General features: G+C 70.4%; 9 protein-coding genes. 6 read left to right on the top strand and 3 right to left on the bottom strand.

Going from position 1 to position 14,196, the window contains the following annotated elements:
• Positions 1-14: 14 nt before the first annotated feature.
• The 4 genes from DEJ05_RS14245 to DEJ05_RS14230 all read left to right on the top strand — a co-directional run bounded on the left by DEJ05_RS14245 (position 15) and on the right by DEJ05_RS14230 (position 8,152).
• Entirely contained in the window at positions 15-2,966 is a 2,952-nt protein-coding gene (locus DEJ05_RS14245; protein WP_111110730.1) for a bifunctional [glutamine synthetase] adenylyltransferase/[glutamine synthetase]-adenylyl-L-tyrosine phosphorylase, read from the top strand.
• A gap of 548 nt (positions 2,967-3,514) precedes the next feature.
• The gene (locus DEJ05_RS14240; protein ID WP_111046873.1) at positions 3,515-5,149 is read left to right on the top strand and encodes a glycosyltransferase family 2 protein; all 1,635 of its coding nucleotides are present in this window, start codon (positions 3,515-3,517) and stop codon (positions 5,147-5,149) included.
• A complete protein-coding gene (locus tag DEJ05_RS14235; RefSeq protein WP_111110729.1) occupies positions 5,142-6,728 on the top strand; it encodes a glycoside hydrolase family 26 protein in 1,587 nt (528 codons plus the stop codon). Before DEJ05_RS14240 ends, DEJ05_RS14235 begins: the two co-directional genes overlap by 8 nt.
• Positions 6,725-8,152 (top strand): UDP-glucose/GDP-mannose dehydrogenase family protein, encoded by a 1,428-nt coding sequence (locus DEJ05_RS14230; RefSeq protein ID WP_071403961.1) that lies wholly within the window; start codon positions 6,725-6,727, stop codon positions 8,150-8,152. The genes DEJ05_RS14235 and DEJ05_RS14230 overlap by 4 nt, the downstream gene beginning before the upstream one ends.
• 442 nt (positions 8,153-8,594) lie before the next feature.
• Here DEJ05_RS14230 and glnA read toward each other — a convergent pair whose 3' ends face one another.
• On the bottom strand, positions 8,595-10,019 hold the full coding sequence (glnA, locus tag DEJ05_RS14225; protein WP_027465453.1) for a type I glutamate--ammonia ligase: 1,425 nt from the start codon (positions 10,017-10,019) through the stop codon (positions 8,595-8,597).
• 141 nt (positions 10,020-10,160) lie between these two features.
• Here glnA and DEJ05_RS14220 point away from each other — a divergent pair, with 141 nt between their 5' ends.
• Positions 10,161-10,616, top strand: coding sequence for an RDD family protein (locus DEJ05_RS14220; RefSeq protein WP_071244549.1), 456 nt, complete (start codon positions 10,161-10,163; stop codon positions 10,614-10,616).
• Between the two features lie 677 nt (positions 10,617-11,293).
• On the opposite strand, the gene DEJ05_RS14215 is transcribed toward DEJ05_RS14220, so the two are convergent.
• Positions 11,294-12,010, bottom strand: a complete 717-nt coding sequence (locus DEJ05_RS14215; RefSeq protein WP_111110728.1) for a DUF4191 domain-containing protein — start codon at positions 12,008-12,010, stop codon at positions 11,294-11,296.
• Between the two features lie 128 nt (positions 12,011-12,138).
• Between DEJ05_RS14215 and DEJ05_RS14210 the strand changes: the two genes are divergently transcribed.
• Positions 12,139-13,002 carry a hypothetical protein gene (locus tag DEJ05_RS14210; protein ID WP_146245114.1) on the top strand — a complete coding sequence of 288 codons (864 nt, stop codon included), beginning with the start codon at positions 12,139-12,141 and terminating at the stop codon, positions 13,000-13,002.
• 82 nt (positions 13,003-13,084) lie between these two features.
• Here DEJ05_RS14210 and sucB read toward each other — a convergent pair.
• Positions 13,085-14,196: 2-oxoglutarate dehydrogenase, E2 component, dihydrolipoamide succinyltransferase (gene sucB / locus DEJ05_RS14205; protein WP_111110726.1), on the bottom strand; the 1,112-nt coding region annotated here is incomplete at its 5' end.

Here is a 14,196-nt window from a genome sequence, read left to right as displayed (position 1 = left end):
GGAGCACGTTCCACATGACCGGTCGGACGACGACGTCACGTTCGGAGCTGGCCCGTCTGGGGTTCGCCGAGCTGTCGGAGAGCCTCGAGCGGGCTGCCGACCTGGAGGCCCGGTTCGGCCCCGATGTGCCGCTGCCGGTCGCCGGGTCTGCCGCGCTCTGGGGCGGCACCGCTGATCCGGACGGCGCCCTGCGGATGCTCGAGCGGTTGCTCGAGCGCGCGCCGGACGAGCTCCGCCCCGTCCTGACGGACAACGCGGCGACCGAGCGCCTGATCCGCCTGCTCGGCGCTTCGATCGGTCTCGGGGAGTTCCTGCACCGGCGTCCGGCCGAGCTGGCACTGCTGCTCGAACCGGTCGGCGAACCGTGGTCGCAGGAGCGGTACACGGCGTCGCTGACCGAGGCCGTCGACGGTGCCACGGGTGAGGACGCCCGGATGCGCCTGCGGGTGCGCTACCGCCGGCACCTCGCCCAGATCGCCCTGTTCGACGTGCTGCACGCCGTGCCGACCGATGCCTTCCCGGCCGTCGCGGCGGGGCTCGCCGACCTGGCGGGCGCCACCCTCGACGCCGCGGTCGACATCGCCCGACGCGAGGTCCCGTTCCCCGCGGCCGACGTCGCGGCGACCCCGCTCGCGGTGATCGCGATGGGCAAGGCCGGCGCCCGCGAGCTCAACTACGTCAGCGACGTCGACGTCATCTTCGTCACGGAGCCCACCGACGACGTCTCCACCGACCGGGCCGTGCTCGTCTCCACCCGCATCGCGATCGCCGCGATGCACGCGATCACGGACCTCGCCGCCGAGCCCGCGCTGTGGGAGGTCGACGCGAACCTCCGGCCCGAGGGCAAGGACGGTGCACTCGTCCGCACCCTCGACTCGCACGTGGCGTACTACGAGCGCTGGGCGAAGGGGTGGGAGTTCCAGGCGCTGCTCAAGGCCCGCCCGATCGCAGGGTCCGCTGACCTGGGTGCCCGGTACGCCGAGGCCGTCGCGTCGTTCGTGTGGAACTCGTCCACCCGGCCGGGGTTCGTCGAGTCGGTGCAGCGCATGCGCGAGCGGGTGACCGAGCACATCCCCGACGCCGACGTCGACCGGCAGCTCAAGCTCGGCCCCGGAGGCCTGCGGGACGTCGAGTTCACCGTGCAGCTCCTGCAGCTCGTGCACGGCCGTGACGACCCGTCCGTGCGGGTCCGGTCGACGCTCGAGGCGATGGACGCCCTGACCGACGCCGGGTACGTCGGCCGTGCCGAGGCCGCTCGGTTCGGGCCGGACTACGCCCTGCTGCGCGTGCTCGAGCACCGCATCCAGCTCCGGCGCCTGCAGCGGACGCACCTCATGCCCTCCGACGAAGAGGAGCTGCGGGTGCTCGCCCGTTCGAGCGGCGTCGCAGCGTCGGCCCCGGCGCTCGAGGCCCGCTGGCGCGCCGTGAAGCTCGAGGTCCGCGGGCTGCACGAGCGCCTGTTCTACCGGCCGTTGCTGTCCGCGGTGGCGTCGACCGAGGACGAGATCGTCCTGACCAACGACCAGGTCGTCGACCGGCTCGCCGGCGTCGGGTTCGTCGACCCCGCCGGAGCCGTCGGCCACATCCGCGCCCTCACGCAGGGGACGAGCCGGCGTGCGGCGATCCAGCGGAACCTGCTCCCGGTGCTCCTGCGCTGGATGGCCGAGGGGCCGGCGCCGGACCGTGCGCTGCTGGCCTTCCGGCGGTTGAGCGACGGCCTGGGGGAGTCGAGCTGGTTCCTCCGCATGCTGCGCGACTCGTCCGGTGCCGCACACTCGCTCACCACCGTGCTGTCCGAGTCGGCGTTCCTGTCCGGGCTGCTCGAGCGGTTCCCCGAAGCGGTCGCCTGGCTCGACGAACCCGAGGCGCTCCTGCGTCCGCGGCCGATCGACTCCCTGCTCGCCGAGATGACCGCGACCACCGCCCGGCACGGCAACGACGTCGACGGCTCCGCGGCTCTGCTGCGCTCGGCCCGACGTCGGGAGACCCTGCGGCTCGGCATGGCCGCCGTGCTCGGCTCCCTCGACGTCGACGGCCTCGGCCCGGCCCTGAGCGACGTCACCGAGGCCACCCTCGCCGGCGCCCTCGCGCTCGCCCGCCGGGACGCCCCCGAGGGCTTCGAGTTCGGCATCATCGCGATGGGCCGGTACGGCGGGCGGGAGCTCGGCTTCGGGTCGGACGCCGACGTGCTGTACGTGTACCGGGCCCCCGACCTGGCGCCCGAGGTCGCGTCCCGGACCGCCCAGACCATCGTGCGCGAGCTCAACCGGCTCACTGAGGACACCATCCACCCGCTCGACCTCGACATCGACCTGCGCCCCGAGGGCAAGAACGGTCCCGTTGTGCGGACGCTCGAGTCCTACGGCGCCTACTACGCCCGCTGGTCGCTCACGTGGGAGGCGCAGGCGCTCCTCCGTGCCCGCGGTGCCGTCGGTGACGCACAGCTCCTGCGTGACTTCGAGCACCTCGCCGACCGCACGCGGTACCCGGAGCGGATCGACGACCACCAGGTGCGTGAGGTCCGCCGCATCAAGGCCCGCGTCGAGTCGGAGCGGCTGCCCCGCGGCGCGGACCCGGCCCGGCACCTCAAGCTCGGCCGCGGGTCACTCAGCGACGTCGAGTGGTTCGTGCAGCTCCTGCAGCTGCAGCACGCGCTCGAGATCCCGTCGCTCCGGACCACGTCGACGCTCGAGGCGCTCGACGCCGCGGTCGACGCGGGACTCGTCGGCGCCGAGGACGGCGAGCGGCTCGGTGCCGCCTGGCGCTTCGCGTCGCGCACCCGCAGCGCCCTCGTGCTGTGGTCGGGGAAGACCACCGACGCGCTGCCCGTCGACCGCGTCCAGCTCGAGGGTGTCGCACGGCTGATGGAGTACCCGCCGGGCTCCGCGAGCCGCCTCGAGGACGACTACCTCGGCGTCACGCGGCGCGCACGACAGGTGTTCGAGCGCGAGTTCTACGGCGCCTGACCTGCCGCCGACGCAGCGCCTGACCGGCCGCCGACGCAGCGCCGAGCACCTCGCGACACGCCCGAGCGTCTGCGGACGGACCCGACCTGAGCAGCCATCGAAGGTTAATTCTCCGTGTCGCACGACGTCCCCCGACGGCACCCTCTTCGTACCCCTGTTCGAAACAGAGCCCGCCTCGTTACCGGGCCGTGACCGAACTCCCACCGGACCGCCAGGGGACCTTTTCCGACGTCCCCCGACACGCCGCGTGACCACCTGCTGACCTGGGCTTTCCGTCGGACCCGACCCGTGCCTCCAGGCCGCACCTGTCGCCCATCGGGGCGACCCTGCGTCGAGGCGTGGTCCGCAGGAGTGCTGTCAGCACCACGGGGGACCACTCCGACCGGCCGAGAGGGGGACCGGTGTGTACCCCGTAACGCGCCCGTAACGCCCCCGGACGGGGGCCGCGTTGCGCGCGCGTTCAGGTTCTGCATCAATTGCATCACCCGAACCGGCCCTGATTCCCCGATGAAGCGGAATCTCCACCTCGAACGTTGAAGCAGGGATCAGTGTTCACCTTCATTCTGCAGATCAGGCAGATGGTCGAAGGCCACCCCGAGTTCTACCTGTTCGCCGTGTACTCCGCGGTGATCTGGTTGCTCTGGTTGCTCAAGGTCGTCATCTCCGCCCGCTACCGCCCCTTCACCGGCACCTTCGTCGGTACCACCAGCGTCGTCGTCCCCGTCGTGGACGAACCGCTCGACCTGTTCCGTGACGTCATTGGCCGCATGGTCGAGCAGCAGCCCGGCGAGATCATCGTCGTCATCAACGGTGCCCGCAACGAGGCGCTCGAGGAGGTCTGCGACGAGTTCGCCCCGCTCGTCCGCTGGACCCACACGCCCATCCCGGGCAAGCGCAACGCCGTCAAGGTCGGCACCGAGATGTCCAACGGCGACATCACCGTGCTGGTCGACTCCGACACCGTCTGGACCCCCGGCGCGCTCGAGGAACTCCTCAAGCCGTTCGCCGACGAGTCCGTCGGTGGCGTGACGACCCGGCAGCGCATCCTCGAACCGGAGCGCAGCTGGATCACCCGCTGGGCCGACTGGCTCGAGAACTCGCGGGCGCTCTACTCGATGCCGGCACAGAGTGTCCTCGGGCAGATCGGCTGCCTGCCCGGGCGCACCATCGCGTTCCGCCGGAGCATCCTCATGCGGGTGATGGACCGGTTCATGCACGAGAAGTTCATGGGCGTGTTCCTCGAGGTCTCGGACGACCGGACGCTGACGAACCTCACGCTCAAGGAGGGGTACCGGACCGTCTACCAGTACACGTCACTGGTCTACACGGACGCCCCGCTGCAGGTGAAGAAGCTGTTCAAGCAGCAGCTCCGCTGGGCCCGCGGCTCGCAGTACAACACGCTGCGGATGCTGCCGTGGATGCTCGGCCACGCGCCGGTCCTCGCGGCGTTCTTCATCACCGACATCATCCTGCCGTTCATGCTCTTCGGCGTGATCGCAGGCTGGATCTACCGTGCCTTCACCGGCCAGGGCGAGAACCTGTACCAGGGCATCCTGTCGCAGTACGGCTTCTCGACCGGGTTCGTCTACGTCGCGGCGCTCATGGTGATCTCGAGCGTGCTGAGCATGGCGATCCGCCAGATGCGGCACCTGTCCGAGAAGCCGAGCGACTTCTTCCGCCTGCCGATGTTCATCATCGTGTCGACGTTCTTCCTGATGCCGATCCGGCTCATCGGCTTCTTCCGCCTGGCGCACGCGTCCGGCTGGGGGACCCGGGCCGGCGCCTACGCCGGTGGCCCGATGCAGGAGGACCCGGCGGACGCCGTCCAGCCGCTGTCCTCCACGGCGCAGATCCCGGTCAGCCCGATCGACGCCGAGCGTGCCCGGTCGGCCGGGTCCGGGCAGGCGGGTTCGGGCGCTGGTTCGCCCGCTCCGCTCGAGACCGTCGACCAGGTGGCCGTGGACCGTGCGTTCGACGAGCTCTTCGGCGCCGACGCGGCGACCAACTCCACCACCACCGTGCTCGCCACCCGCCGCGAGGCCGCAGCAGCGGTCGCGCAGCAGGAGGCCCAGCGAGCAGCCGCGCCGGCCCCCGCCCGAGCCCGCCGGTACAACCCGTACGCAGCGATCCCGTACGTGATCGGCATCGCGATCTTCGCCCTGGAGGCGTTCCTCATTGTCTGACTTCATCCGTTCCTCGAGTGCTTGGTGGGCGCAGTCCAGCAAGCACGCCCGCCGGACGGCCATCGGCACGACGGCCATCGTGCTGGCGCTCGGCCTCATCACCTGGTCGGTGTGGATCTCGCCCTCCGGCCCCGTCTCGACCGCCGTGCACCAGGCGCTGGGCGTCGAGGCGCCGAAGGCCAAGACGGTGTCCGCCGCCGAGCTGCAGACGCAGCTCGACGCCGCCCAGGAGCGCATCTGGTCGCTCGAGGGCAAGCTCGACTCCCGCACGGCCCAGGCCGGGTCGCGTGGCGACCAGATCTCGGAACTCAAGGCGCAGATCGCGTCGCTGCAGTCCCAGCTCGGTGCCGCGAAGGACTCGGGAGGCTCGTCCAACGTCAACGCCGCGGGTTCCGGCAGCGGTGGCTCGGTTTCCGGCGGGTCCGGTGCCGGTTCGGCCGCCGGGTCCGGCTCGGGCTCGTCCGACAACGGGTCCGGCAGCGGCTCCGGTTCCGGCAACGGCTCCGGGTCCGGGTCCGGCTCTGGCTCCGGCAACGGTGGCGGCTCGAAGCCGAACCCCGGTCCCTCCACCGACCCGGGTGCCACCCCGGTCGTCACACCGACCAAGGCCGAGATCCTCGGTCAGCAGTCGCGCTGGTACGGCCTGTACACCGCGCAGTCACCGTTCAACTGGGCCGAGTACGACGAGGTCTCCCGTCAGGTCGGCACCGCGTCGAACATGACCGGCTTCTTCCAGGGCTTCGACCAGGAGTTCAATGCCCCCGCGGTGCAGCGCTCCTGGGCCAACGGCCGTGTCCCGCTCATGACGTGGGAGACCGTGCCGGCGCAGACCGGCAACGACCAGAAGTACGTCCCCGGGTACACCAACGAGGACATCTCCGGTGGATCGTTCGACGCCTACCTGACGAAGTACGCCAAGGCGCTGGCGGCCAACGGGCAGCCGATGGTCATCCGTCTCGACCACGAGATGAACGGCTCCTGGTACAACTGGTCCGAGGGTGACGACCAGAAGAACCCGGCCGGCTCCTACGTGAAGATGTGGCAGCACGTGCACGACGTCTTCCAGGCGAACGGTGCGAACAAGTACGTCATCTGGGACTGGTCCCCGAGCCGCATCGACAAGCTCGGCAACCCGAAGTACCAGACGCTCGACTACATGCGGCAGTACTACCCGGGTGCGGACTACGTGGACTGGGTCGGCATGAGCGGCTACTACCGCGATGCCACCGAGCAGCCCACGTTCGGCACGACCTTCGGAGCGACGCTCGCGCAGCTCCGCCAGATCGCGCCGGGCAAGGGCATCATGCTCAACGAGATCGGGGCGACCGAGACCGGCACGAGTGTCGCGAACCCGCAGAAGACGCAGTGGATCAACTCGCTCTTCGATGCGCTGGCGGACCCCGCCAACAAGGACATCGTCGGCTTCGCGTACTTCAGCGAGACCGCGACCACCATCATCGACGGCAAGCGCACCACGAACGACTGGCGTCTCAACTCCCGCGCCGATTCCCTCAAGGCCTTCGCCGAGGGCATCAAGCGCAACGACATCGACTACGACCTGCAGGAGGTCACGCAATGAGCGAGTCCAAGAAGTCGACCGCATCGGCCGACACCCGCCCCGCACCCGTCATCAGCGTCATCGGCACCGGCTACCTCGGCGCCACCCACGCGGCCGCCATGGCCGAGATGGGCTTCGAGACCATCGGTGTCGACATCGACCCGTCGAAGCTCGCCGCACTGTCCGCCGGTGAGGTCCCGTTCTTCGAGCCCGGGCTGCCCGAGCTCATCACGAAGCACGTCGCCAGCGGCAAGCTCCGCTTCACCTCCGACATCGCCTCGGCCGTCGCCGCCGCGGACGTCCACTTCGTCTGCGTCGGCACCCCGCAGAAGGCCGGGTCGCACGCCGCGAACCTGGCCTACGTCGAGAGCGCCACCCGTGGCGTCGCCGAGAACCTCACCCACCCGGGCCTCATCGTCGGCAAGTCGACGGTCCCGGTCGGCACGGCAGCGCGGCTCCGTGGCATCGTCCGCGAGTTCACCCCCGCCGGGATCGACGCCGAGCTCATCTGGAACCCCGAGTTCCTGCGTGAGGGCAAGGCCGTCGAGGACACCCTGCACCCGGACCGTCTGGTCTGGGGTGGAGCCTCCGAGGCCGCCGACGCCGTGATCCGCGAGGTCTACGCCGCGCCCATCAGCGAGGGCACCCCGGTCATCACGACCGACCTCGCCACCGCGGAGCTCGTCAAGGTGAGCGCGAACGCGTTCCTCGCCACGAAGATCTCGTTCATCAACGCGATCTCCGAGATGTGCGCCATCACCGGCGCCGACGTCTCCACGCTCGCCGACGCCCTCGGCCACGACGCCCGCATCGGCCGGAAGTTCCTGAACGCCGGCCTCGGCTTCGGCGGCGGCTGCCTGCCGAAGGACATCCGGGCGCTCATGTACCGCGCGAACGAGATCGGCGCGGGCCAGGTCGTCGGCCTCATGCAGCAGGTCGACGAGATCAACATGGGGCAGCGCCAGCGGGTCATCGACATGGCGATCGACTCGGCCGGGGGATCGGTGCTCAACCGTCGCGTGGCCGTCATCGGTGCCGCGTTCAAGCCCCTGACCGACGACGTCCGGGACTCCCCGGCGCTGAACGTCGCCGCCGCGCTGCACCTCCGCGGAGCCCAGGTGACGCTCTGGGACCCCGAGGCGATGGAGCCCGCGAAGCGCTCGTTCCCGACGCTGAGCTATGCCGCCTCGATGACGGACGCGATCGAGGGCGCCGACGTCGTCCTCGTGCTCACCGAGTGGGACGACATCATCACCGCCGACCCGGTCGCCCTCGGCGACCTCGTCGGGCGCCGCGTCGTGATCGACGCGCGCAACTGCCTCCCGGTCCTCGACTGGGTGAAAGCGGGGTGGACCGTCCGTTCCCTGGGACGTCCCACGCCGGTCACGGGTGCACCCGTGAGCGTCGCAGCGGGGACGAACGACGCGTTGGCCACGAGCCGCTAGTCACCGTTCGCGAGACGGGGTCCGTGCCGGGCGGCGCGGGCCCCGTTCCCGTGCGCCCGGGGCCTGGTCTGTCCGGGCGTACCTGGTCGAATCGGGCGTACCGGGTCGAATCGGGCGTACCTGGTCGGAAGTTCGGACCAGGTACGCCCGATTCCGCTTTCCAGTCCGGCTGCTATGGGAAGGAACGTGCGTCGCGACCGCCTGGAGGCCCGACACCCGCCCGCCGGACCGGCACCGGGCCTCCAGGCGGTCGGGTCCGCACCCCGCGCGCACGGTGGCAGCGTCCTCTCGCGAAAGCGACAGAATCCCGCGGAACGTTCGCGGCGTTCTGTCGCTCTCGCGGGTGCCAGCGCCTTGGCCGTCAGCGCACTGTCGCTTTGGCATACACACGAAGGGCCCCGCACCTGACGGTGCGGGGCCCTTCGTGTGGTGTCAGCGGGACTCAGACCCCGAAGTACAGCTCGTACTCGAACGGGTGCGGGCGCTGGGCCAGCGGGAGGATCTCGTTCTCACGCTTGTAGTCGATCCAGGTCTGGATGAGGTCCTCGGTGAAGACGTTGCCCTTCGTGAGGAACTCGTGGTCCGCCTCGAGCGCGTCGAGCGCCTCGTCGAGGGAGCCGGGGACCTGCGGGATGCCCTTGGCCTCCTCGGGCGGGAGCTCGTAGAGGTCCTTGTCGACCGGCTCGTGCGGCTCGATGCGGTTCTGGATGCCGTCGAGGCCCGCCATCAGCTGCGCGGCGAAGGCGAGGTACGGGTTGCCGGAGGCGTCGGGCGCACGGAACTCGATGCGCTTGGCCTTCGGGTTGGTGCCCGTGATCGGGATGCGGATCGCCGCCGAGCGGTTGCCGGCCGAGTAGACCAGGTTGACCGGAGCCTCGAAGCCCTTGACCAGACGGTGGTACGAGTTGATCGACGGGTTGGTGAACGCGAGCAGCGCCGAGGCGTGCTTCAGGATGCCGCCGATGTACCAGCGGGCGAGGTCCGACAGACCGCCGTAGCCGTTCTCGTCGTAGAAGAGCGGCTTGCCGTCCGACCAGAGCGACTGGTGGGTGTGCATGCCCGAGCCGTTGTCGCCGAAGAGCGGCTTCGGCATGAACGTGGCGACCTTGCCCCACTGGTCAGCCGTGTTCTTGACGATGTACTTGAACTTCAGGATGTCGTCCGCGGCGTGGACCATCGTGTCGAACTTGTAGTTGATCTCCTGCTGGCCGCCGGTGCCCACCTCGTGGTGCGAGCGCTCGAGCTCGAAGCCCGCGTCGATCAGCTTGAGGGTGATGTCGTCGCGCAGGTCGGCGGTCTTGTCGACCGGCGACACGGGGAAGTAGCCGCCCTTGTACGGGGTCTTGTTGGCGAGGTTGCCGCCCTCTTCGTCACGACCGGTGTTCCAGGCGCCCTCTTCGGAGTCGACCGCGTAGAAGGACTCGTTCTGCGTGACCGAGTAGCGGACGTCGTCGAAGATGTAGAACTCGGCCTCGGGGGCGAAGAACGCGGTGTCCGCGATGCCCGTCGACGCGAGGTACTTCTCGGCCTTCTTAGCCACCTGGCGCGGGTCGCGGCCGTAGATCTCGCCGTTCCGCGGGTTGTAGATGTCGAAGATCATGATGAGCGTGCGCTCGGCGCGGAACTGGTCGACGTACGCCGTGGTGACATCGGGGATCAGCTGCATGTCGGACTCGTGGATCGACGCGAAGCCGCGGATGGAGGAGCCGTCGAACAGCTGGCCGACCGAGAAGAAGTCCTCGTCGACGGTGGATGCCGGGATGTTGAAGTGCTGCTGCACACCGGGCAGGTCCGTGAAGCGGATGTCGAGGAACTTGACGTCGGTGTCCTTGATGAAGGCCAGGACCTCGGAGGAATCGCTGAACATGGGGCCGATCTCCAATGGGTTGGGTGATGTCGGAGGCACCGGTCAAGGCACCTCCGACGAGGCTATTGACACGGGGTTTCCCGGACATGACTGGTTTGTTTCGGGCGTGTTACGCCCGGGCTGTCGCCTACGCTGGGGACCATGGCCCGCAGCACCCCCAGTCCGTCCGCGCCCTCCGAGCACCCGGACGGATGGCCGGGCAAGGACCTCGGTCTGCCCGAGTCCGGGCCCCGGAGTGTCGGGCGGATCGGGCGGCGGGTCGTCGCGCTCCTCATCGACGGCGCACTTGCTGACCTGGTCGCCTACGTCACCGGGGTCTGGTCGCCGGTGAACGGTTCGGGCGACATCGCGCACTCCTGGGTGCAGATCGCCATCTTCGCCGTGCTGCAGATCGTGTTCATCTGCCTGCTGTCCGGGTCGTTCGGGCACATCTGCGTCGGACTGCGCGTCGTCCCGATGCGCGGGGGCTACGTGGGGGTGTGGCGGCCGATCCTCCGGACGGTGTTGCTCTGCCTGGTGGTCCCGGCGCTCATCATCGACCGCGACAGCCGGGGTGCGCACGACCGCATCGCGGGGACGGTGCTCGTCCGCCGCTGAGCCGGGGCTCGGCTGGTCGGCTGGTGCGGCGCGCGGGCGGTGGCCGTCGGCACCGTGCGAGGTTGCTCGTCGGGTGCGAGGTTGCGTACTCCGTGCGTGCTCCGTCCCTTCGCACCGAGTACGCAACCGCGCACCATGCAGGGCTCAGCCGCTTGCCGTCGCACCGTGCGAGGTTGCGCGACGGGTGTGAGCGTGCCCGTCCCGTGCGCCGTCGGAGTCCCGCACCGAGCTGGCAACCTCGCACGCCCCGTGCGCCGTCGGAGTCTCGCACGGAGCCGACAACCTCGCACGGTTCAGGGCCGGGGCCGCGCCCTCGCACCGTGCGAGGTAGGGCGCCGGGCATGCGCCGCTCGCCCTCGCACCGTGCGGGGTTGCTCATCGGGTGCGAGCAGGCACGCCCCGTGCGCCGTCGAAGTCCCGCACCGAGCTGGCAACCTGGCACGGTCCAGGGCCGGTGCCGCGCCGTCGCACCGTGCGAGGTTGCTCACCGGGTGCGAGTCGGCCCGCCCCGTGCGCGGTCGGAGTCCCGCACCGAGCTGGCAACCTCGCACGGTTCAGCGAAGGTCGCACGGTGCGGGACTCGCGAACACCCCCGCCCCCGCCGGCACTCCACGCACGCACGAGAACGCCCCCGACCAGATCTGGTCGGGGGCGTTCTCGTGTGCGGAGGGCTTCGGTCAGCGCGGCCGTCCGGCGCGAGCCCGCATCGGGTCCATGCCCTTCGGGATCGAGGCCGCGGGGCTCTGCGTCAGCGAGTCGAGACGGTTCGCGACCGCCAGGACCTCGTTGCGGTTGAGCGACTTCTTGAGCTTGTTCATGGCACGGGGCAGCTTGTGCAGCGTCAGGCTCTCACCGGTGCCGTCACCCACGTGCAGCACGTGCACGGCGACGTTCGGGACGATGCGCTGCACCTTGCGGCGCTCCTCGTCGACCTGGCGGTTGAGGTTGCCACGCTGGCCCTCGGTGATCAGGACGACGCCCGGGCGACCCACGGCGCGGTAGACCGCTGCCTGCGAGCGACCGTGCACCGCGACCGGCATCTCGCTCGAGCGCCACTGGCGACGGAGCGAGTTCGACAGCACGGCACCGACGGCGCCGGGCTGGCCTTCGATCTGCGAGTACGCGGCGCGTTCGGCCAGACGGCCGAGCACGATGAGGAAGAGCAGCACACCGAGCAGCACACCGGCGACGATCCACAGGATGATCGCGAGCCAGTTCTGCCCCGGCAGGAGCAGCGCCAGCAGGACACCGAGGACGACCGGGCCGACGAAGGCGAGGGCGAACCACCAGACCGACGACGGGTCGGCCTTTCGGGTCATCTGGAAGACCTGGAACATCTGCTTGAGACGCCCCGGCTCCTTCGCCTTCTTGTCTGTGGAAGAGCTGCGTGCCATGCGAACAGGATACGGCCTCCGTGCGCCGGGGGAGACCGTCGCGTGTCCGGCTGTGCGCGAACACGTCTTGTCCACAGGTGGTGCGGGAGAGCCTGGAGGCCCACCGCGCCACCGCCACGCTGGTCACCATGGAGACGAGCACCGACGACCACCCGGATCGCTGGATCGCGACCGGCAACGAGCACGACGTGCTCACCTGGGTCGCCGACCGCTCCGCGGCCGCCGAGCGGCACCTCGTCCCGGTGGCCGCGGTCGGTCGGACCTCGACGGGGCATCTCGTGGTCGACCTCGACCGGCCGACCGGCACACCGCTCGTGGCGGCGCTCGACCGGCTCGGCACCCCGACCACCGGCGTCGCGGTGACCCTGACGGTCCCGCTCCTGGAGCTCCTGGTGGCGGTGCACGACGGCGCGGTCCTACTCGGTACAGCCGGCATCGACGACGTGCTGGTGGACGACTCCGGTGCCGTCGTGCTCTGCGACCGCCCGACGAACGCGACGAACCCGACGAACGCGACGAACCCGATGAACCCGATGACCCCGACGAACCCAACCAACGCGAGGACCCCGACGCGCACCGCACCCCCGACGCGCACCGCGCACTCGACCGACGCGACCCGCACCCTCGTGCTCGCAGCCCGGACGGTGTGGGACCGCGTCGACCCGGCCGATCCCGCTCAGCAACCCGTGCTCGACGCGCTGCAGGACGCCCTCGACGGTGACGGACCGAGCGCACGAACGGCACTCGACGTCGTCCGGGCCACCGCTGCGCCCCGGCCGTTCCGTTGGACGCCCGTGCCGAGCGACCTCGCGTTCGCTGAACTGCCAGCTCCGGACGGGCAGGACGGACTGCTCGAGCGCCTGCGGGACGTGGTCGAGCACGGCGTCCCGCTCGGAGCCGACCGACGGCTCCCGCTCCGCCGCGTGCTCGTAGGGCTCGTCGTCGCCGTCGGGTCGGTGGTCGCCGCCCTGACCCTGCTCGGCGGCGGGTAAAGCCGAACCCGCCCGTGAACGGGAACGGGAACGGCCCCGGCTCCCACGAGGGGAACCGGGGCCGTCTGCCGTGCTGCTGGGATCAGTACCCGAGGTTCGGAGCGAAGTTGCCCTCTTCGAGACGGTTCTTCACCGCGACGAGGTACCGCGAGGCATCCGCACCGTCGATGATCCGGTGGTCGTACGACAGCGCCAGGTAGACGAACGAGCGGATGGCGATGGCCTCCTGGCCGTCGACCTTCACGACCGCCGGGCGCTTCGTGACGATGCCGGTGCCGAGGATCGCCGACTGCGGCAGGAACACCACGGGGGTGTCGAACAGCGCGCCACGCGAACCGGTGTTGGTCAGCGTGAACGTGCCGCCGGCCAGCTCGTCGGGCTTCAGCTGGTTGTTCCGGGTGCGCTCGGCGAGGTCCGCGATGGACTTCGAGAACTGCGCCAGGTCCAGCGAGGCCGCGTCCTTGATGACCGGGGTCAGCAGGCCGCGCTCGGTGTCCACCGCGATGGAGACGTTCTCGGAGTCCGGGTAGACGATCTCGTCACCCTCGACCGTGGAGTTGATCTTCGGGTGGGCCTTCAGTGCCTCGGACGCCGCGAGGGCGAAGAACGGCATGAAGGAGAGCTTCGAGCCGGTCTTCTCGAGGAACTCCGCCTTGTGGGCGTCGCGGAACTGCGCCACCTTCGTGACGTCGACCTCGACGACGCTCGTGAGCTGTGCGGTCGAGGTCATCGACTGCACGGCACGCTCGGCGACCACCTTGCGCAGGCGGGTCATCTTCTCGCGGGTGCCGCGCAGCGGCGAGACCTCGGCGACGAACGGGCCGGACGCGGCGGCGGGTGCTGCTGCTGCCGAGGCGGCCGGGGCCTTCGCGGCGGCGGCGAGGACGTCCTCCTTGCGGATGCGCCCCCCGACACCGGAGCCGGTGACCGTGGACAGGTCGACACCCTGCTCGTTGGCGAGCTTGCGCACCAGCGGGGTGACGTAGCCCGAGGCTGCGCCGTCCTGCGTGGGGTTCGGCACCGCTGCGGCGGCCGTGGTGCTCGGCGCGGACGCCGGAGCCGGAGCGGCCTGGGCCGGCACGGCTGCCGGCGGAGCGGCTGCGGGCGGCGGGACCGGAGCGGCGGCCGGGACCGGCGCTGCCGCGGGCGGGGCGGACGGTGCCTGCGGGGCGGCGGGCTGCGTCTGGCCTGCGG

The sequence above is a fragment of the Curtobacterium sp. MCLR17_045 genome, from assembly GCF_003234405.1.
Classification (GTDB): Bacteria; Actinomycetota; Actinomycetes; order Actinomycetales; family Microbacteriaceae; genus Curtobacterium; species Curtobacterium flaccumfaciens.
This window is presented reverse-complemented; position numbering and strand designations above follow the sequence as displayed.